This is a genomic window from Brevundimonas sp. EYE_349, from assembly GCF_023147505.1.
Lineage (GTDB): Bacteria > Pseudomonadota > Alphaproteobacteria > Caulobacterales > Caulobacteraceae > Brevundimonas.
This window is the reverse complement of sequence record NZ_JAHXPB010000004.1, coordinates 298417-315664: the sequence shown is the minus strand read 5'-3', so window position 1 is coordinate 315664 and position 17248 is coordinate 298417. Positions and strand designations below refer to the sequence as shown.

Sequence of the window (17248 nt, the reverse complement as noted above, 5' to 3'; positions counted from 1 at the left end):
TCATCCTGGGCACGAGACCTGGGATGACGGGCTCAAGAGCAGCCTTCGCTTCCCGACCGAACCGCCCCGAAGATTACAAAAACGTCATGCGACAGACCGCCGCACCGGCGCGATGGTGCCGCCGATCAAAATCGGGACCCTGTCTTCCATGAATCGCATTCGTCTGATGGCCGCCTGTTCGGCCTGTATCGTCGTCGCCCTGACCGGCGGCGCGGCCTCGGCCCAGGAGCATTCGCACGGTCTGCCGGGCGCGCCTTCTCCGTTCGGAACCTGGGGCTTCGACCTGACCGGGCGTGACACGACCGTGAAGCCAGGCGACGACTTCAACGAATACGCCAACGGGACCTATCTGCGCACCACCGAGATTCCGGCGGACAAGGCCCGCTTCGGCCCGTTCGACGTGCTGTACGAAAACGCCCAGGCGCAGTTGAAGGCCATCATCGAGGCCAGCGCCGCCAATCCGGCCAACGCCAACGCCCAGAAGGTCGGCGCCCTTTACGCCAGCTTCATGGACGAGGCCCGCGTCAATCAGTTGGCGGCGACTCCGCTTGCCGCCGACCTGGCGGCGGTCAAGGCCGTCACGGACCACGCCGGCATGGCCCGCCTGATGGGGCAGAGCCACGAAGGCTTCGGCGCCTCCCTGTTCGGCCTCGACGTGTTCGAGGACCTGCAGAAGCCGGACATGAACTCGGCCTATCTGGGTCAGGGCGGCCTGGGGCTGCCGGATCGCGACTACTATCTGAAGCCGGACTTCGCCGCTCAGCGCGAAGCCTATCTGGCCTATCTGACCCGGACACTGACGGCCATCGGCTGGACCGATCCGGCCAAGTCCGCCGCCGACATCCTGGCCTTCGAAACCAAGGTGGCCGAAAAGCACTGGACCACGGTCGAGCGCCGCCAGATCGACAAGCTGTACAATCCCGCCAAGGCGGCGGACCTGCCGACCCTGGCCCCCGGCGTCGACTGGGCCGCCTTCCTGTCGGGCGCCAAGGTGACGGACGTCGAGACCCTGGTGCTGATGGAGAACACCGCCATCCCCGGCATCGCCCAGGTGTTCGCCGACACCCCGATCGAGACGCTGAAGGCCTGGCAGGCGTTCAACGTGGTCGATCAGGCCAGCCCCTATCTGTCGCAGGCCTTCGTCGACAGCCGCTTCGAGTTCCGGGGCAAGACGCTGCGCGGCCAGCCCGAGAACCGCCCGCGCTGGAACCGGGGCGTGGCCCTGGTCGACGGTCAGCTGGGCGAGGTCTTGGCCCAGGAATACGTCCGCCTGCACTTCCCCGCCTCGTCCAAGGCGCAGATGGAGGCCCTGGTCGGCAATATCCGCGACGCCATGACCGAGCGGCTGAAGCACGTCGACTGGATGAGCGAGCCGACGCGCGAACAGGCGCTGTACAAGATGTCCAAGTTCGGGGTGAAGATCGGCTATCCCGACAAATGGCGCAGCTATGACGGGCTGGAGCTGAAGCCTGACGATCTGTACGGCAACGTCGAACGCTCGGCCGCCTTCGAATGGGATTACAAGCGCGGCAAGATCGGCAAGCCCGTCGATCCGCTGGAATGGGGCATGACGCCCCAGACGGTGAACGCCTATTACAACCCGCCGCGCAACGAGATCGTCTTCCCCGCCGCCATACTGCAGGCGCCCTTCTTCGATCCGAACGCGGACCCGGCCGTCAACTATGGCGGCATCGGCGCGGTGATCGGTCACGAAATCACCCACGGCTTCGACGACCAGGGCCGCAAGTCCGACGGCGACGGGGTGCTGCGCGACTGGTGGACGCCGGAGGACGCCGCCCGCTTCGAGGAGCGCGCCAAGGTGCTGGGCGCCATCTACGACAAGCTGGAGCCGATCCCCGGCGTGCACGTCAACGGCGAGCTGACCATGGGCGAGAACATCGCCGACCTGGGCGGCCTGCTGCTGGCGCTGGACGCCTATCACAAGTCGCTGAACGGCCAGCCGGCGCCGGTCATTGACGGGCTGACGGGGGATCAGCGCGTCTTCCTGGGCTGGGCGCAGGTGTGGCGCGAGAAATCGCGCGAGGCCGCGCTGAAGGAGCAGTTGACCACCGATCCCCACTCGCCCGGGCCGGTGCGTGCGGCCACGTCTCCGCGCAACATCGACGCCTGGTACGCCGCCTTCGGCGTCTCGCCGGACCAGAAGGAATATATCGCGCCGGACGCCCGCGCGCGCATCTGGTAAGCGCGCTCGACGTCAGACGCAGAAAAGGCCCAGAGCGTACGCTCCGGGCCTTTTTGTCATCCGGCCCTGAGGCCCTGGATTTAGCGGGGCTTCGTCGCCGCGCCGGCGACGGCCCCGATGGCGGCGCCCGCCACGGTCGAGCCGGTATTGCCGCCGATGGCCTGGCCGGCGACCGCGCCGCCCAGGGCGCCGGTGGCGGCGCGTTGTTCCATGGTCTGGCCGCAGGCGGCCAGCAGGGCCACGACGCCGACGACGGGGGCCAGTTTGATGAGGGTCTTCATAAGTCTTCTCCGAGACAGCGAGGGGGACGATGCTGACCGAACGGAAAAGGCCCGCGTCCGGTTCCGAACGCGGGCCTTTCATTCTAGGTGTCGCTATGCTCGGGACGCGGTCCCTCGCGCGGCCTCGGGCCTTAGCCGACGATCTGGTCGTCGGTGAAGAACTGAGCGATCTCGATCTTGGCGTTGTCCTGGCTGTCCGAACCGTGGACCGAGTTTTCGCCGATCGACAGGGCGAACTGCTTGCGAATGGTCCCTTCGGCGGCCTGTTCCGGGTTGGTGGCGCCCATGACTTCGCGATAGGCGGCCACGGCGTTGTCGCCTTCCAGCACCTGAACCACGACCGGCTCGGCCGTCATCTGCTCGACCAGTTCGCCGTAGAACGGACGCTCGGCGTGGACTTCGTAGAATTTCTTGGCCTGGTCGGTCGACAGCTTGACGCGGCGCTGGGCCACGATGCGCAGGCCGGCGCCTTCGATCACGGCGTTGATCGCGCCGGTCAGGTTGCGGCGCGTGGCGTCGGGCTTGATGATCGAGAAGGTGCGTTCGGTCATGGGATGTGACTTCTTGTTCAGTCGATTGAAGGTCGCGGGCTTATAGCGACGCGCCGTGCCCGCGCCAAGCCGCCGTTTCAGCAGGCGACGGCGCGCACGTGACCCGCCGCCGCATAGGCTAGGATGGCGCGGTCGCGGGTGATGAGCGTCAAATCATGAGCGCGTGCTGTGGCGATCAGCATTCGATCGGTCGGGTCTCGATGGGTTAGATCAGGCAACTCGTTCACATCAAGCATCAGATCAACGTCAAGAGACAGCAGATGCGCGCGCGTGGCCCTTACCGCCTTGGACAGCCAGCCCCTGACGTCTCCACCGATCACGACCTCCAACGACCGTTTCTGGCGGATTATTCCCAACTCCCATGCCGTCGCAGCGGACACGTGGACACCGCCGTTGGTGCTGGCCGCCACAACCGCAGCGGCAGCTTCTTCACGAATGGACGCCCCCAAAACGATCCAGATCAGAGCATGGGTGTCGAGCAGCACACCGTCGCTCATTCCTCGCGTAGTCCGAGCTTGAGGTCGTGTTCAGGATCGTCCACCCCCATATCGGCCTCGACCGTCGTTCCAAACACCTGTTCGTAAATGGGTTTCGCCAAATCGATGCTTGGGTCGATCACGAGCGAGCCCTTCATGCTCCCGAACATGCTGTGGGGATTCCAAGGCTCTTCGGCCGCTGCTTCTGGAGCAACCAGAACGGCAGCCTCCTTGCCCCGTTTAGTGATGTGAACCTTCTTCACAGCGCCCGAGTTCACGCGGTCCAAAAGGTCCAGACACTTGGCCTTGAACTCCGTCGCCGTTATGACGACCTCGCCGCTTACAAGATCATACGTCATGACTGGTCATATAGAGATGACCAGTCAGAAAGTCCATGCGCCGACCATGCTCCAGATCACCGACCTGACCTTCAACGCCTGGGGCCGCAAATTCCTCGTCGACGCCTCCGTCAGCCTGCCGCCCGGCGCCAAGGTCGGTCTGGTGGGGCGCAACGGCATCGGCAAATCCACGCTGTTCAAGCTGATCCTGGGCGAATTGAACGCCAATGGCGACGAGATCAGCCTGCCCAAGACCGCACGGATCGGCTCCGTCGATCAGGAACACCCGGCCACCCCCGTCAGCGTCATCGACACCATTCTGGAGGCCGACGTCGAGCGCCACACCCTGCTGGGTCGGCTGGAGACGGCGGAACCGGAGGAGATGGGCGAGATCTGGTCGCGCCTGATCGAGATCGACGCCGACGCCGCGCCCGCCCGCGCCGCCGAAATCCTGGTCGGCCTGGGCTTCGATCAGGAGAACCAGGCCCGGCCGATGTCGGAGTTCTCGGGCGGTTGGCGGATGCGCGTGGCCCTGGCCGCCGCCCTGTTCGCCGAACCGGACATGCTGCTGCTGGACGAACCGACCAACTACCTCGATCTGGAAGGCGCCCTGTGGCTGGAGGCGCGGCTGAAGAAATACCCGCACACGGCCCTGATCATCTCCCACGACCGGGAAATGCTGAACGAGGTCTGCACCCATATTCTGCACCTCGCGAACCACACCCTGACCCTCTACACCGGCAACTACGACGCCTTCGAAAAGGCCCGGGCGGAAAAGGCCCGGTTGCAGCTGTCGGCCAAGGCCAAGCAGGACGCCGAACGCGCCCACCTTCAGGCCTTCGTGGATCGGTTCAAGGCCAAGGCCTCCAAGGCCGCTCAGGCCCAGTCGCGCATGAAGCGGCTGGAGAAGATGCAGCCGGTCGCCACCACCATCGAGGAACGGGTCGCCCCCTTCACCCTGCCCTCGCCGCCGCGCCCGCTGGCCCCGCCCCTGATCCGGCTGGAGCGGGCCAATGTCGGCTATGAGACCGGCAAGCCGATCCTGCGGAACCTGAACCTGCGGATGGATCTGGACGACCGGATCGGCCTGCTGGGCGTCAACGGCGCGGGCAAGTCGACCTTCGCCAAGATGATCGCCGGCGCCCTGAACGTGTCGGAGGGGGAACTGCACCGCGACAAGAAGATGAAGGTCGGCTGGTTCCACCAGCACCAGATCGAGGCGATGGACCCCACCGACACGCCGCTGGAGATCGTCCGCCGCGCCATGCCGGACGCGCCCGAAAGCGCCCGCCGCTCCAAACTGGCCCAGTTCGGCCTGGGCTATGAGAAGCAGGAGACCACGGTCGACAGCCTGTCGGGCGGCGAACGCGCGCGCCTGCTGCTGAACATGGTGGCGATGGACGCGCCTCACGTCCTGATCCTCGACGAACCGACCAACCACCTGGACATCGACAGCCGCCGCGCCCTGCTGGATGCGCTGAACGACTACACCGGCGCCGTCATCCTGATCACCCACGACCGTTCATTGATGGAAATGGTGGCCGACCGGCTGTGGCTGGCCGCCGACGGCACGGTGAAGCCGTTCGACGGCGACATGGACGACTACGCCAAGTTCGTCCTGGACCGCGCCAAACAGGCCATCGCCAAGCCCAGCCAGATCAAGAAGGACGAAGCCAAATCCGCCGCGGGCGCCCCTCAAGCAGCGAGCGCCAATTCTTCGAAAGGCGGCGGCGCGAGCGATAGGAGCAACAAAAAACGATCAGGCCCTTCCCCCTCGACGCTGCGTCATGCGGTGAAGAAGGCCGAGGAGACCATGACCCGCCTGACCGCCGAGATCGCCCGCATCGACGACGACATGGCTTCCGCCTCGGTCAGCAATCCAAAAGCCCTGGAAGGCCTGACCCGCGCCCGCGCCAAGACCGAGGCCGATCTGGCCGCCGCCGAGGCCGCCTGGGTCGCGGCGGAGGAAGCCCTGGCCGAGGTCGCATGACGCCCATCCGCTTCAGCCGCGAGGAGGTCGCCGCCGTCACGGCGAAGCTGCGCCCCTATTTCCGGGACGAGTTGGACGTCGAACTGCGCGATCTTCCAGCCGAGATGCTGATCGACTTCCTCGCCCGCGAGATCGGCCCCTTCTTCTACAACCGCGCCCTCTATGACGCCCAGGCCGTGCTGAAGAAGAAGGCCGACGACATCGGCGAAGCCATCGCGGGGCTGGAACGCGCGGAGTGACGGCGGGGCGCGTCACGCCACCCCGCCCCATCGCCTCAGCCGCCGCTGTTGGCCTGCATATAGGTTTCCTCGTAGGGCTGGACCACGACCCAGCCCTCGCCGGCGAACTTCATTTGGATGCTCTCGCCCGAGCCGCGTCCGACCAGGGTCTTCAGCGAGATGTCGGTGGCGATTTCCGGCGACAGGCTGCCTGACCAGGCCACGGTGGCGTTGGGGTCGGTGAAGACCGGGCCGGTCGCCGCGCTGACCTTCAGGATCAGCGGGTCGTAGTGGGAGGTGATGGCCACGATCCCGCTTCCGCTCAACTTCACGTTGAACAGACCCCCGGACATCATCCCCGCGACCCGCTTCATCATGGTGATCTGGTTGCTGATCCCCGTCTCCAGCGCCAGCACGTCGTTGCCGTTGACGAAGATGGTCTCGTTATCCAGCCGCAGCAGAGTGATCTTCTTGCCCGTGTCGGCCAGATAGACGCGGCCCTGGCCCTCCATCTTCATCAGGACCATGCCCTCGCCGCTGACGGCCTTCTTCAGCAGGTTGCCCAGGCCCTGCTCCATCAGACCCTGGCGCGTGAACTTCACCTGGCCCGTGCGCGCGACCATGGCGCCGGACTTGGCCCAGACAGATCCGTTCAGCCGAACCTCAAGCAGATAGGCGTTTTCCAGTTCAAAGGCGTCCGGGCTGACGTCCTTCTCTCTGTAGGCGGCGACGAATTCGGCGACGGTTTTCACGGGCATGGCGACCTCGATCGGTGTTTCACGGACGCTCAGCCTGGCCGCACATCGTCGTTTCACGCAAGGCCATAATATTGCAAACGCCTCGCAATATTATATGATTGAACGGACGCAAGAGGCCGAGCATGACAAGACCCATCCTTCACGCCAGCCTGCTGGCCAGCCTGCTCGCCGCATGGGGCGCCGGCGCCGCCCAGGCCCACTCGCCCTATCTGCGGCCGAACGTCTTCGACGCGACCAACCGCGACCATGTAACGGTCGAGGCGGCCTTTACCGAGGATGTGTTCAACGCCGAGGTTGTCATGCGCTCCGACCATTTCCACGTGGTCGGGCCGAACGGCGACACGCCGATCACCACCGTCACCTATCTGCGCGACCTGACGGTGTTCGAGGCGCCGACGCCGGTGGACGGTCTGTATCGCCTGTCGTCCGGCGCGCGCGAGGGGCGGGCCGCCAAGATGTATCAGACGCCATCCGGCTGGAAGATGGTGGGCGAGGAGGACGCGCCGCCCCCGCCCGGGGCCGAACTGGTCGATGTGCAGAGCATCACGGTCGCCGACGTCTATGTGGTGCGCGGCGCGCCCGACGACGCGGCGCTGAAACCCTCGGGCCATGGGCTGGAGCTTCAGCCCCTGATACAGCCCGGCGACATCGTGGCGGGCGAGGACGCGCCCTTCCGCCTGCTGTTCGACGGCCAGCCGGTCGCGGGCGGCGACGTGACCGTCTTTCGCGAGGCGGGCCAGTACGACGGCCGCAAGATCGAGACCGAAACCCGCACCGACGCCTCGGGCCGGATCACGCTCAGGGTCGCCGAACCGGGCGCCTATATGACCCAGGTGCGTCACCGCATCGCCGCCCCGGCGGGCGCGCCGACGCCCTATCGCAGCTACACCCACACCCTGACCTTCATCGCCCACGCGGGCTGAAGGTCAGGCGAGCCTATCGTCGTCTCAGTCCGGGAGGTCTTCGGCCAGGATGGCCATTTCGAACATGAAGGAGCCTTCCTCGTCCTCGTCCTCGAAGACGATGCCGATGAACTCATCGCCGACATAGACCTCGGCCGAATCGTTTTGCTTGGGGCGGGCCTTCACGATGATGCCGCCGGTGTTGAAGGTGCGCTTGAGGTGGCCCTCGATGCGCTTCAGGTCGGTGTCTTTCACGGATGGCCTCATGGTCTTGGATTGGCGGCGGACCCTAGAGAAGTCCGGGGGTCAGGGGAACCGCCGCCCGTCATTTTCCACACCCGCGACCGGCTGAACGGAAAATGTGCGGCGTCGTTCATTTTCCTTTACGGCCCCCGACGCGCGGCGACGTCAGATAAGTGTCACCGTTCGTTTCGGGGGAAACGCAGATGCTGTTGTCGATCATGGTCGGCGAAGCGCTTTATATCGCTCACCGCTGTCGGCGGGCGCTTCTGGCCTCGCCGGTCGTCCTGGCCTGCGCCATGACGGCCATGGCCCTGTTCCATCACGGGCCGGCGTCGCCGCACGGCTGACGCCCGCTCAGATCACGAAGTCATAGACCACGTCGGCCAGGGTGTGATCCATGGTCCGCGCCGGCTCGGCCCCGGTGGGGCAGTTGACCAGACGCGCGGGCACGCCCGCCACGGTGCAGCCGGTGGGCACCGCCTTCAGCACCACCGAGCCGGACGCCACCTTGGCGTAGTCGCCGATGTGTATATTGCCCAGCACCTTGGCCCCCGCGCCCAGCAGCACGCCCTTGCCGATCTTGGGGTGGCGGTCGCCGCGCTCGGCCCCCGTCCCGCCCAAGGTGACGTTGTGCAGCATGGATACGTCGTCGCCGACCACCGCCGTCTCGCCGATGACGATGCCGGTGCCATGGTCCAGGAACAGCCCCTTGCCCAGCCGCGCGGCCGGGTGGATGTCCAACTGGAACAGCTCCGAAATCCGGCTCTGGAAGTGGAAGGCCAAGGTCTCGCGTCCCTGCCCCCAAAGCCAGTGCGCCACGCGCCAGCCCTGCAAGGCCTGGAAACCCTTGAAATACAGGAACGGCTGCAACAGGTTGCGGATCGCCGGGTCGCGTTCGGCCACGGCCTGCAGGTCCGCTTCCGCCGCCTCGACGATCGACGGATCGGCCTTGAACGCCGACAGGCAGACCTCGCGCACCGACATGGCGCTCATTTCGCCGTCCGCCAGCTTGCGTGCGATCTGGAAGCTGAGCGCGCCGGCTAGGTCGTCGTGCGACAGGATCACCGCATTCATCTGCGAACCGAGTTGCGGTTCCTCGCGCGAGGCGGCCTCGGCCGAGGCGCGCAGCTGGCGCCACACGCTTTCGGTTTCGTTTTCCGCGACGACTTCAAGCTTGGCCATGACCGGCTCCTTCGCGCTCATCCTACCCGCCTCAGCATGGCCTGCGCCAGCGCCTGGGGCAGTTCGCCGACCATCGCCATATGGTAGGCCCTGTAGGCCGTCGCCACCGTCAGCCCGTCGCGCACCGTCCCCCGCCCGATCTCGTCCAGCAGATCCTGGAACGGCACGCGAACCACGGCGATCACTTCGGTCGGATCGGGCGCCGTCGGGGCGGGCGACAGGCCCCAGGCGATCCAGGTCATGCCGATCTCATCGGTGATGGAGTTGGACATCTCGACCTTCAGCGCCGGCGCCCAGTGTTCGGCGCGCAGCCCTGCCTCCTCGGCCAGTTCGCGCCGCACGCCGTCGAACGGGTCTTCGTCAAGCGGCGCTCCGCCCTCGGGCATTTCCCAGCTATAGTTGGCCAGGGCGAACCGCTGCTGGCCCACCAGGGTCACGGTCCCGTCGTCATGCACGGGCAGGACGCCGGTCCCCACATTCTTGAACCGCACCACGGCGTAGTCGGCCTTCATCCCCGTCGGCGCCGTCGCCGGGTGCCGCGTCAGGGCCATCCACGGGCTGTCGAACACCGTCTCGGTTCCGTCGCTGCGCCAGGCCGGCGGCTTGGCCAGACCCTCGGCCCATTTCGGTTCATCGGAATTGCGCATGGACGACCTATGGCGGATGGGCGGTCGAAAGCCTAGCTAGACGGCATGACCGCGCTAAACGAGCCCCTTCCCCCGCCCGTTCCGTCCAAGGCTTTCCTGGATCGGCTGGCCCAGCGCCGCTCGGCCCCGGCCCAGGCGCTGGTCGCGCCCGGCCCGTCGCCGGCCGAACTGGATCACATCCTGGCCCTGGGCGCCCGCACGCCCGATCACGGCAAGCTGTTTCCCTGGCGCTTCGTGGTCCTGGGGCCTCAGTCGCGCGCCGAGATCGCGGGCAAGCTGGCGGTGCTGGTCGAGCTGAGGAACGGCCCGGCCAAGGACCAGGCGGTGCTGGCCAAGCTGACCGCCGCGCCCGTCACCATCCTAGTCGTCTCCACCCCCGTCCCCAACGCCAAGCCGATCTGGGAGCAGCAGTTGTCGGCCGGGGCGGTGTGCATGAACCTGGAGCACGCGGCCGGCGGCTTCGGCTATTGCGCCAGCTGGATCACCGACTGGTACAGCTACGATCCGCAGGCCCTGCCCCTGTTCGGGGTCAGCGAGAACGAGAGCGTCGCGGGCTTCATCCACATCGGCACGCTGGACGAACCGGCGCTGGAGCGACCGCGCCCGGATATGTCGACCAAGGTCACACGCCTGCCGTAAGCCGGTGACATAAGGTCGCCCTGCGTCGGTTCGACCTCTCGACCGACCCCGCCTTTCTCCCCCAAGGCCTTCGTATGGATTCCCTGTTGCAAGCCGTGGGCGACTTCATCGCCCGCAACCATATGTGGGCCGGCGTCCTGTTGGGCCTGGTCACCTTCTTCGAGTCGCTGGCCGTCATCGGCGCCTTCGTGCCCGCCACCGGCCTTCTGGTCGCGGCGGGCGGCCTGATCGCGGCCGGGGTGCTGGACCCCGTCAATGTCATCGTCGGCTGCGTCATCGGCGCGGTGATCGGCGACGCCGTCTCCTACTGGGCCGGACGGCGCCTTGGCGTGCGGTTCCTGCAGCGCCCGATGTTCAAGGCCCACCGTCGCCGCATCGCCTGGACGCGCCTTTACTGCCGTCGCTACGGCGTCATGTCGATCTTCGTGGGCCGTTTCTTCGGCCCCTTGCGCGCCTTCGTGCCGCTGACGTTGGGGATGCTCAGGATGCGTCAGCGCGCCTTTCAGTTCGGCAATGTCACCTCTGGCGTCGTCTGGGTGCTGGCCATGCTGGCGCCGGGGTATCTGGCCGCGCAGGGGCTGGCGCGGATGGAACTGCTCAGCGAGGCCCACGGCCCCACCCTGCTGATCGGCGCCGTCGCCCTGGCCATCCTGATCGTGGCCGTCGCCTACCGCCTGCTCAAGGCCCGCATGAGCCGCAAGTCCGCCGTGATGCGCGGGGCTCTGGAGAGCCGTTAGGGCCGCCGGTCCGGCGCGCGCGGAAGTCCTTGCTAAGGCGACGGTTTCCTCCATAAGTCACAAAGACATGTCGCCAGCCGAGCCCCCGACCGCCGCGCCTCTGGAGCCTTCGCTGCGGTTTCTCGCGGGCGGAGGGGCGGCGACGCGGTTGATCCTTGATCGCGACTGGTCCGACCACCCCCTGGGCCCGCCTCAGGACTGGCCGCCGGCGCTCAAGACCGCGCTCAGCCTGGTGCTGAATTCGCCCGAATCGATGATCCTGGCCTGGGGCGAGACGGAACTATGGTTCTTCTTCAACGAAACCTATTTTCCCTTGCTGGGTCCGCGCCTCGGCTGGGCCATGGGATCGGCCTTCATCGAGGTCTGGGCCGACGGATGGGAACAGGCCAAGCCGATCATCGACGAGGCCTTCGCCGGCCGCAGCCGCCGGTTCATCGACCTGCCGTGGAAACTGGCCACAGACCGGGGTCTGGCCGACACCTGGTGGACCTTCTCCTATTCGCGCGTGCTGAACGCCGAAGGCGGCATCGACGGCCTGTTCATCTTCACCAATGAGACTACCAGCCGGGTTTTGGCCGACGCCGCCCGCCTGCAGGCCGAGGATCACAACGCCATCCTTGCGGCCGAGACGACCCACCGGCTGAAGAACACCCTGGCCATGGTTCAGGCCATCGGCCGGCAAAGCCTGAAGGGGCTGGATCGCGACCGCATCCAGGTGTTCGAGGATCGCCTGATGGCCCTGGGCGCCGCCCACAGCGCCCTGACCGAACAGAACTGGCAGAGCGCCGATCTGTCCGTCCTGGTCTCGAACGCCCTGGCCAATGTGTTGCCGGGAGAAAGCTTCAGCCTGAACGGTCCGGCCTTTTCGGTGTCCGACCGCTCGGCTCAGTCGATCACCATGCTGATGCACGAGATGGCCACCAATGCCCTGAAGCACGGCGCGGCCTCCACCCCTAACGGCCGGGTCGAAATCGACTGGCGGTTGGATGGCGACCATGTCGTGCTGAACTGGCGCGAAGTCGGCGGACCGGCGGCCGAACCGCCCGCCCGGCGCGGCTTCGGGTCCAAACTGATCGAACGCGGGCTGTTCGGCACCGGAGGCGCCGATGTGCGCTATACGCCGCAGGGGCTTCTAGCCACATTCACCGCCTGCGCCGACAGGCTCGCGCCCGGCTCTCAGCCGTCCTGATCGGTCAGCCTCGGCCGCGATAGGTCGGCACGCCCTGATCCGGCAGCCACAGTCCCTCAGGCGCCGCCCCCGTCTGCCAGAAGACGTCGATGGGAATGCCGCCGCGCGGATACCAGTATCCGCCGATCCGCAGCCATTTCGGAGCGAGCAGGTCCGCCAGCCTGCGGCCGATGGCGACGGTGCAATCCTCGTGGAAGGCGCCGTGGTTGCGGAAACTGGTCAGGTACAGCTTCAGGCTCTTGGATTCGACCAGCCAGTCGCCCGGCGCATAGTCGATGACGATGTGGGCGAAGTCCGGCTGGCCGGTCACCGGGCACAGGCTGGTGAACTCGGGCGCCGTGAACCGGGCCAGATAGAGCGTGTCCGCGTGCGGGTTCGGCACCCGCTCCAGCACGGCGGTCTCGGGGCTGGTCGGTGCGGCGGTCTGGGCGCCGAGCTGGCTCAGATTGTCGGTGTAGTGGGTCATGCCGGGCATTTAGGCCCTTGCGGCGCGTCTGAAAATCCTCCCGCATCTAGCGAAGACTAAAGACACCCCATCCATCCTATCTCTCGACAACTTCAGTCGCCGTTTCAACGTCTTTATGCCAGGCAGCGTCAATCGACCGACCGCCCCCGCAAACGCCCGTATAATGCGCCGTTTCGAACAGCAGGACGAAGGGTTGGACCCACTTGAACTCGCTGGACTGTTTTTTTCCAAGTCCAACTTCACCCGCACAATTGCACGCCCTTGGACTTTGCACGCCCTTCCCGAGTGCAGTGCAATTTCACGACCACCCGACTTCAGACGATTGAGACCCTGTTTTTCGCGCTCATGTCTCAAATCTAGATTGGACCACCGATGACAGCAGGGCTCGGTCTTGGACAGGCCGGCATCCACGTCGTGCAGCGCGGCCGGCTGGATCCGGCAAGTCTCGGCCCAAGCGACGAGGACCGGACCTTCACGGTCGGCGTGCCTTTCAACGCACCGCCGCGCTGACGATTGCCTTCCCCCGCAATAGCCCGCTAAGCGTAGCGAAAGAAAACCAAGGAGATGCCCGTGGCCATTCCCACCTCGCTGCAAAAAGGTCTGACCCTGCCGATCATCTCGGCGCCCATGTTCCTGGTCTCGGGGCCGGACCTGGTGGTCGAGGCGTGCAACGCCGGGGTGATCGGCACCTTCCCCTCGCTGAACCAGCGCACGACCGAGGGCTATCGCGAGTGGGTCCAGGACATCAAATCGCGGCTGAGGCCAGAGGCCGCCGCCTTCGGCGTCAACCACATCGTGCACCAGACCAATCCCCGGCTGATGGCCGATCTGGAGGTGTCGGTCGAGGAGAAGGTGCCGCTGATCATCACCTCCTTGGGCGCCGTGCGCGACGTGGTCGATGCGGTGCATGGCTATGGCGGTCAGGTCTTCCACGACATCGCCAACATCCGCCATGCGCGAAAGGCGGCCGAGGCGGGCGTTGACGGCCTGATCCTGGTGGCCAACGGCGCCGGCGGCCACGCGGGCATCATCAACCCGTTCGCCCTGGTTAATGAGGTCCGCAGCTTCTTCGAGGGCACGATCATTCTCTCGGGCGCCCTGTCGACGGGTCAGGACGTGGCCGCCGCCCTGATGCTGGGCGCCGACTTCGCCTATATGGGCACCCGCTTCATCAATACGAACGAGGCGATGGCCGTCCCTGCCTACAAGCAGATGATCATCGACAGCGGCTCGACCGACATCGTCCATACGCCCGCCGTCTCCGGCATTCCGGCCAACTTCATGAGCAAGTCGCTGATCGAGAACGGCGTCGACCCCAAGCAACTGCCGGACCACAAGCTGGACATGGGCGCCGAGGCCAAGGCCTGGAAAACCGTCTGGTCGGCGGGCCAGGGGGCGGGCGCCATCCACGACGTCCTGCCGACCGCCGAACTGGTGGCGCGCCTGCGACAAGAGTTCGCTCAGGCCACGGATCAATTCGCCATCAAGACCGGAGCACGTTAAAGGCGCCGAACCGCATTTCGCGCGTTGGAGCCGTCATGATCCGCACCGCCGCCCCCATGTTCGCCGCCGTCGCCGTCACCGCCGCGCTGGCTGCACCGGCGGCGGCCCAAACCGCCTCGGCTCCGTCGTGGAGGGACGCCTGGTCGTTCGAACTGGGCGCCGGCACGGACAATCGGTCCAAAAATGCGTCGAAGTCCGGCAATGACGGCTACGCCTTCGGCTCGGCGACGTGGCAGAGCGCGGACGGCCTGTTCTACGCCGGCCCCGGCTTCGAGACCGTCCAGTCGGGCGGCTCGAATGTCGAGGCCGAGTTCGTCATCGGCTATCAGCCCGAGGCCTTCGGCTATCAGTTCGACGTCAACCTGGCCTACAAGAACCGCCTGGGCGCCGAGCGCGGCTATGACGAGGACGCCTGGGAGTTGACCGGCAACATCAGCCGCTCCATCGGCCCGGCCAGCGCCCGACTGCAGGTCCAATATTCGCCCGACGCCGCCGGCTCGACCCAATCCTTCACCTGGATCGAGGGCCAGATCGGCTGGGACTTCACCCCCCGGCTGAACGGCGCGGCGGCGGTGGGGCGGCGCGACCAGACGGGCGGACCCGACTACACCGGCTGGAACGCCGGCGTGACCTACGCCCTGACCAACGCCCTGTCGCTCGATGTCCGCTATCACGACACCGACGCCGACACCTTTGGCGAACAGTACAAACAGGCCCTGGTCGCCAAGGTGTCCTACGACTTCTGACGCCACCCTTGCAGAACGGGGGCGTGTCGATCCCTCTCAGCGTAACGCCGCTGCTCTTGTCACGCACCGAGGTCCCAAAGCCGATCCAATTCAGACCCGACCGGCCGACCAGGGTTCCCTGCCTGCGGCCAACGCCAGACGGACGTGTCGAGATGGCTACCGGCTCTGCTAAATGTTGCAATCCCACCAAAGGCTGCGGCTTCATCGCGCCACATGACGGCGGCAGGATGTCTTTGTCCACGGACACGCTCCAGGCGTCCAACGCGAACGCGCCTAGCCCCGAAAAGGCCGGCGTCATCGCCTTCGACGGCGAGCTCACCAACCTGCGCGCCAACGCCGCCTGGTGGAACACGGCCCCTTGACCCAGGTGATGGCCGCCAGCGACATCCCCCCGATCATTGACGTCGAGATCGCCGTGCCGCCCTGCCCAAGCCCGCAAAGGCGCCAGTGAAACGCCCCGCCCCCGAGAAGAAGCTGCCGCCCGTCACCGGCCACCAGACCGTCCTGGCGGGCTGAGGGCTGGCCGCGTCCCGAAGGCAGTTGCTAAGGAAGGCGTCATGACCAATGACGCCCTTCAATCCTACCTCCGCGATCATATCCCGCTGTCCCAGGCGATGCAGGTCGAGGTCATGACGGTCGATGCCGACGCTCTGACGCTGCAGGCGCCGCTGGCCCCCAACATCAACCATCGTGACACGGTCTTCGGCGGCAGCGCCTCGGCCCTGGCCATCCTGTCGGCTTGGTCGCTGGTACATACGAAACTGAAGGCCGAGGGGCTGACGGCGCGACTGGTGATCCAATCCAACACCGTCCACTATGACCAGCCTATCGCAAGCGCGTTCCAGTCCACCGCCGTGCTGGCCGATCCCGACAACTGGTCGCGCTTCCTCGCCCTGTTCAACCGCAAGGGCAAGGCGCGGATCACAGTCGCCGCGACCTTGACCGAGAACGGTCAGGCCGCGGGCCGTTTCGAAGGCAGATTCGTCGCCCTCAGGATGGACGACGCCGGGGGTCAGCCCAGCGCTTGATCCAGGTCCGCGATCAGGTCCTCGACGTTCTCCACGCCGACTGACAGGCGGAACAGGTTGTCGCTCACGCCCCCCGCCTCGCGGACCTCCTTGGGGACCGAGGCGTGGGTCATGATCGCCGGGTGGTTCACCAGGCTTTCGACGCCGCCCAGCGATTCCGCCAGGGTGAACACCTGAACCCGCTCCAGCACGCGCTTGGTGCGCTCCAGATCGCCATCCAGGATGACCGTCACCATGCCGCCGAAGCCGCCGTGCATCTGGCGCGCGGCCAGTTCATGCTGCGGGTGGGCGATCAGGCCGGGATAGATGACCCTGGCGATGCCCGCCCGCGTCTCCAGCCAGCGCGCCACGGTCAGGGCGTTTTCGCAATGCGCCTTCATCCTGAGCGCCAGGGTCTTCAGGCCGCGATTGGCCAGGAAGGCGTCGAACGGCCCCATGATCCCGCCGACAGAGTTCTGCAGGAACTTGATCCGCGTCGCCAGCTCAGCGTCTGCGGTCGCCAGCACCCCGCCGATGATGTCCGAATGGCCGTTCAGATATTTGGTCGCCGAATGCATCACCACATCGGCCCCCAGGCTCAGCGGCTGCTGGCAGAAGGGGGTGGCGAAGGTGTTGTCCACGATCAGCAGCAGCCCGTGCGCCTTGGCCACTTTCGACAGGGCGGCGATGTCGGCCAGCTTCATCAGCGGATTGGTGGGCGTCTCGACCCACAGCATCTTCGTCCTGGGCGTGATCGCCGCCTCGACCGCCGCGATGTCGCTCAGGTCCACATAGGCGAAATCCAGACCCATGGTGCGCCGCCGCACCCGCTCGAACAGCCGCCACGAACCGCCGTACAGGTCGTCGCCTGTAACGATATGATCGCCCGCGTCCAGCAGTTCCAGCGCCGTCGACGTCGCCGCCATGCCCGAGCCGAAGCCGAACCCGTGCGTGCCGCCCTCCAGGTCCGCGATACAGGCCTCGAACGCCTCGCGCGTCGGATTCTTCCCGCGCGCGTATTCGTAACCCTTGTTCACGCCTGGGCTTTCCTGGGCATAGGTCGAGGTGGCGTAGATCGGCGTCATCACCGCGCCCGTCGTCGGGTCGGGATGCTGTCCGGCATGGATGGCGCGGGTCGAAAACCCTTTGCTGTTCTTCTTGTCAGACATGGG

Annotated in this window: 23 protein-coding genes; 13 read left to right on the top strand and 10 right to left on the bottom strand. The window is 66.3% G+C overall.

Annotated features, from left to right (window positions below):
• Positions 1–148: 148 nt before the first annotated feature.
• Positions 149–2203, top strand: coding sequence for a M13-type metalloendopeptidase (locus tag KZX42_RS09930; RefSeq protein ID WP_248119071.1), 2055 nt, complete (start codon positions 149–151; stop codon positions 2201–2203).
• 80 nt (positions 2204–2283) lie between these two features.
• On the opposite strand, the gene KZX42_RS09925 is transcribed toward KZX42_RS09930, so the two are convergent.
• The 4 genes from KZX42_RS09925 to KZX42_RS09910 all read right to left on the bottom strand — a co-directional run bounded on the left by KZX42_RS09925 (position 2284) and on the right by KZX42_RS09910 (position 3870).
• Positions 2284–2484 carry a glycine zipper 2TM domain-containing protein gene (locus KZX42_RS09925; protein ID WP_248119069.1) on the bottom strand — a complete coding sequence of 67 codons (201 nt, stop codon included), beginning with the start codon at positions 2482–2484 and terminating at the stop codon, positions 2284–2286.
• Between the two features lie 131 nt (positions 2485–2615).
• Positions 2616–3035: a nucleoside-diphosphate kinase gene (ndk, locus tag KZX42_RS09920; RefSeq protein ID WP_248119067.1), complete on the bottom strand. Its 420-nt coding sequence runs from the start codon at positions 3033–3035 to the stop codon at positions 2616–2618.
• A gap of 77 nt (positions 3036–3112) precedes the next feature.
• Positions 3113–3532 (bottom strand): type II toxin-antitoxin system VapC family toxin, encoded by a 420-nt coding sequence (locus KZX42_RS09915; RefSeq protein WP_248119064.1) that lies wholly within the window; start codon positions 3530–3532, stop codon positions 3113–3115.
• Positions 3529–3870: a type II toxin-antitoxin system Phd/YefM family antitoxin gene (locus tag KZX42_RS09910; RefSeq protein WP_248119062.1), complete on the bottom strand. Its 342-nt coding sequence runs from the start codon at positions 3868–3870 to the stop codon at positions 3529–3531. Before KZX42_RS09910 ends, KZX42_RS09915 begins: the two co-directional genes overlap by 4 nt.
• Before the next feature lie 46 nt (positions 3871–3916).
• On the opposite strand from KZX42_RS09910, the gene KZX42_RS09905 reads away from it, so the two are divergent.
• Both KZX42_RS09905 and KZX42_RS09900 read left to right on the top strand, forming a co-directional pair.
• On the top strand, positions 3917–5839 hold the full coding sequence (locus tag KZX42_RS09905; RefSeq protein WP_248119145.1) for an ABC-F family ATP-binding cassette domain-containing protein: 1923 nt from the start codon (positions 3917–3919) through the stop codon (positions 5837–5839).
• Positions 5836–6078, top strand: a complete 243-nt coding sequence (locus KZX42_RS09900; RefSeq protein WP_248119060.1) for a DUF2164 domain-containing protein — start codon at positions 5836–5838, stop codon at positions 6076–6078. The genes KZX42_RS09905 and KZX42_RS09900 overlap by 4 nt, the downstream gene beginning before the upstream one ends.
• Before the next feature lie 35 nt (positions 6079–6113).
• On the opposite strand, the gene KZX42_RS09895 is transcribed toward KZX42_RS09900, so the two are convergent.
• On the bottom strand, positions 6114–6815 hold the full coding sequence (locus KZX42_RS09895) for an AIM24 family protein (protein WP_248119057.1): 702 nt from the start codon (positions 6813–6815) through the stop codon (positions 6114–6116).
• 122 nt (positions 6816–6937) lie between these two features.
• On the opposite strand from KZX42_RS09895, the gene KZX42_RS09890 reads away from it, so the two are divergent.
• Positions 6938–7738, top strand: coding sequence for a DUF4198 domain-containing protein (locus KZX42_RS09890; protein ID WP_248119056.1), 801 nt, complete (start codon positions 6938–6940; stop codon positions 7736–7738).
• Positions 7739–7762: 24 nt separating this feature from the next.
• On the opposite strand, the gene KZX42_RS09885 is transcribed toward KZX42_RS09890, so the two are convergent.
• Positions 7763–7972, bottom strand: coding sequence for a DUF3126 family protein (locus KZX42_RS09885; RefSeq protein ID WP_248119054.1), 210 nt, complete (start codon positions 7970–7972; stop codon positions 7763–7765).
• 191 nt (positions 7973–8163) lie between these two features.
• On the opposite strand from KZX42_RS09885, the gene KZX42_RS09880 reads away from it, so the two are divergent.
• Positions 8164–8307: a hypothetical protein gene (locus KZX42_RS09880; RefSeq protein WP_248119051.1), complete on the top strand. Its 144-nt coding sequence runs from the start codon at positions 8164–8166 to the stop codon at positions 8305–8307.
• Between the two features lie 7 nt (positions 8308–8314).
• On the opposite strand, the gene cysE is transcribed toward KZX42_RS09880, so the two are convergent.
• Together cysE and KZX42_RS09870 are read right to left on the bottom strand one after the other, a co-directional pair.
• Positions 8315–9142, bottom strand: coding sequence for a serine O-acetyltransferase (cysE, locus tag KZX42_RS09875; RefSeq protein ID WP_248119049.1), 828 nt, complete (start codon positions 9140–9142; stop codon positions 8315–8317).
• Between the two features lie 17 nt (positions 9143–9159).
• Entirely contained in the window at positions 9160–9789 is a 630-nt protein-coding gene (locus KZX42_RS09870; RefSeq protein WP_248119047.1) for an NUDIX hydrolase, read from the bottom strand.
• 45 nt (positions 9790–9834) lie between these two features.
• On the opposite strand from KZX42_RS09870, the gene KZX42_RS09865 reads away from it, so the two are divergent.
• The 3 genes from KZX42_RS09865 to KZX42_RS09855 all read left to right on the top strand — a co-directional run bounded on the left by KZX42_RS09865 (position 9835) and on the right by KZX42_RS09855 (position 12354).
• Positions 9835–10428, top strand: coding sequence for a nitroreductase (locus KZX42_RS09865; protein ID WP_248119046.1), 594 nt, complete (start codon positions 9835–9837; stop codon positions 10426–10428).
• A 74-nt stretch (positions 10429–10502) separates the two neighbouring features.
• Complete coding sequence (locus tag KZX42_RS09860; protein WP_248119044.1) at positions 10503–11165, top strand: DedA family protein; 663 nt, start codon at positions 10503–10505, stop codon at positions 11163–11165.
• Between the two features lie 67 nt (positions 11166–11232).
• Entirely contained in the window at positions 11233–12354 is a 1122-nt protein-coding gene (locus KZX42_RS09855; RefSeq protein WP_248119042.1) for a sensor histidine kinase, read from the top strand.
• A gap of 4 nt (positions 12355–12358) precedes the next feature.
• On the opposite strand, the gene queF is transcribed toward KZX42_RS09855, so the two are convergent.
• A complete protein-coding gene (gene queF / locus KZX42_RS09850; RefSeq protein WP_248119039.1) occupies positions 12359–12820 on the bottom strand; it encodes a preQ(1) synthase in 462 nt (153 codons plus the stop codon).
• Between the two features lie 372 nt (positions 12821–13192).
• Between queF and KZX42_RS09845 the strand changes: the two genes are divergently transcribed.
• The 5 genes from KZX42_RS09845 (at position 13193) to KZX42_RS09830 (ending at position 16097) form a co-directional block, all read left to right on the top strand.
• A complete protein-coding gene (locus tag KZX42_RS09845) occupies positions 13193–13330 on the top strand; it encodes a hypothetical protein (protein ID WP_248119037.1) in 138 nt (45 codons plus the stop codon).
• 60 nt (positions 13331–13390) lie between these two features.
• Positions 13391–14323 carry a nitronate monooxygenase gene (locus KZX42_RS09840; RefSeq protein ID WP_248119035.1) on the top strand — a complete coding sequence of 311 codons (933 nt, stop codon included), beginning with the start codon at positions 13391–13393 and terminating at the stop codon, positions 14321–14323.
• A 35-nt stretch (positions 14324–14358) separates the two neighbouring features.
• Complete coding sequence (locus KZX42_RS09835; protein ID WP_248119033.1) at positions 14359–15069, top strand: TorF family putative porin; 711 nt, start codon at positions 14359–14361, stop codon at positions 15067–15069.
• Between the two features lie 227 nt (positions 15070–15296).
• On the top strand, positions 15297–15431 hold the full coding sequence (locus KZX42_RS17235; protein WP_282438885.1) for a hypothetical protein: 135 nt from the start codon (positions 15297–15299) through the stop codon (positions 15429–15431).
• A gap of 195 nt (positions 15432–15626) precedes the next feature.
• Positions 15627–16097: a thioesterase domain-containing protein gene (locus tag KZX42_RS09830; protein WP_248119031.1), complete on the top strand. Its 471-nt coding sequence runs from the start codon at positions 15627–15629 to the stop codon at positions 16095–16097.
• On the opposite strand, the gene KZX42_RS09825 is transcribed toward KZX42_RS09830, so the two are convergent.
• Entirely contained in the window at positions 16082–17245 is a 1164-nt protein-coding gene (locus tag KZX42_RS09825; RefSeq protein WP_248119030.1) for a cystathionine gamma-synthase, read from the bottom strand. The two genes, KZX42_RS09830 and KZX42_RS09825, sit on opposite strands and share 16 nt — an antisense overlap.
• Positions 17246–17248 lie beyond the last annotated feature (3 nt).

Excerpts from the sequence above, each read along its gene's own strand:
- KZX42_RS09930 (WP_248119071.1), top strand. The coding sequence starts at position 149 with ATGAATCGCATTCGTCTGATGGCCGCCTGTTCGGCCTGTATCGTCGTC.
- KZX42_RS09925 (WP_248119069.1), bottom strand. The coding sequence starts at position 2,484 with ATGAAGACCCTCATCAAACTGGCCCCCGTCGTCGGCGTCGTGGCCCTG.
- ndk (WP_248119067.1), bottom strand. The coding sequence starts at position 3,035 with ATGACCGAACGCACCTTCTCGATCATCAAGCCCGACGCCACGCGCCGC.
- KZX42_RS09915 (WP_248119064.1), bottom strand. The coding sequence starts at position 3,532 with ATGAGCGACGGTGTGCTGCTCGACACCCATGCTCTGATCTGGATCGTT.
- KZX42_RS09910 (WP_248119062.1), bottom strand. The coding sequence starts at position 3,870 with ATGACGTATGATCTTGTAAGCGGCGAGGTCGTCATAACGGCGACGGAG.
- KZX42_RS09905 (WP_248119145.1), top strand. The coding sequence starts at position 3,917 with ATGCTCCAGATCACCGACCTGACCTTCAACGCCTGGGGCCGCAAATTC.
- KZX42_RS09900 (WP_248119060.1), top strand. The coding sequence starts at position 5,836 with ATGACGCCCATCCGCTTCAGCCGCGAGGAGGTCGCCGCCGTCACGGCG.
- KZX42_RS09895 (WP_248119057.1), bottom strand. The coding sequence starts at position 6,815 with ATGCCCGTGAAAACCGTCGCCGAATTCGTCGCCGCCTACAGAGAGAAG.
- KZX42_RS09890 (WP_248119056.1), top strand. The coding sequence starts at position 6,938 with ATGACAAGACCCATCCTTCACGCCAGCCTGCTGGCCAGCCTGCTCGCC.
- KZX42_RS09880 (WP_248119051.1), top strand. The coding sequence starts at position 8,164 with ATGCTGTTGTCGATCATGGTCGGCGAAGCGCTTTATATCGCTCACCGC.
- cysE (WP_248119049.1), bottom strand. The coding sequence starts at position 9,142 with ATGGCCAAGCTTGAAGTCGTCGCGGAAAACGAAACCGAAAGCGTGTGG.
- KZX42_RS09870 (WP_248119047.1), bottom strand. The coding sequence starts at position 9,789 with ATGCGCAATTCCGATGAACCGAAATGGGCCGAGGGTCTGGCCAAGCCG.
- KZX42_RS09865 (WP_248119046.1), top strand. The coding sequence starts at position 9,835 with ATGACCGCGCTAAACGAGCCCCTTCCCCCGCCCGTTCCGTCCAAGGCT.
- KZX42_RS09860 (WP_248119044.1), top strand. The coding sequence starts at position 10,503 with ATGGATTCCCTGTTGCAAGCCGTGGGCGACTTCATCGCCCGCAACCAT.
- KZX42_RS09855 (WP_248119042.1), top strand. The coding sequence starts at position 11,233 with ATGTCGCCAGCCGAGCCCCCGACCGCCGCGCCTCTGGAGCCTTCGCTG.
- queF (WP_248119039.1), bottom strand. The coding sequence starts at position 12,820 with ATGACCCACTACACCGACAATCTGAGCCAGCTCGGCGCCCAGACCGCC.
- KZX42_RS09845 (WP_248119037.1), top strand. The coding sequence starts at position 13,193 with ATGACAGCAGGGCTCGGTCTTGGACAGGCCGGCATCCACGTCGTGCAG.
- KZX42_RS09835 (WP_248119033.1), top strand. The coding sequence starts at position 14,359 with ATGATCCGCACCGCCGCCCCCATGTTCGCCGCCGTCGCCGTCACCGCC.
- KZX42_RS17235 (WP_282438885.1), top strand. The coding sequence starts at position 15,297 with ATGTCTTTGTCCACGGACACGCTCCAGGCGTCCAACGCGAACGCGCCT.
- KZX42_RS09830 (WP_248119031.1), top strand. The coding sequence starts at position 15,627 with ATGACCAATGACGCCCTTCAATCCTACCTCCGCGATCATATCCCGCTG.
- KZX42_RS09825 (WP_248119030.1), bottom strand. The coding sequence starts at position 17,245 with ATGTCTGACAAGAAGAACAGCAAAGGGTTTTCGACCCGCGCCATCCAT.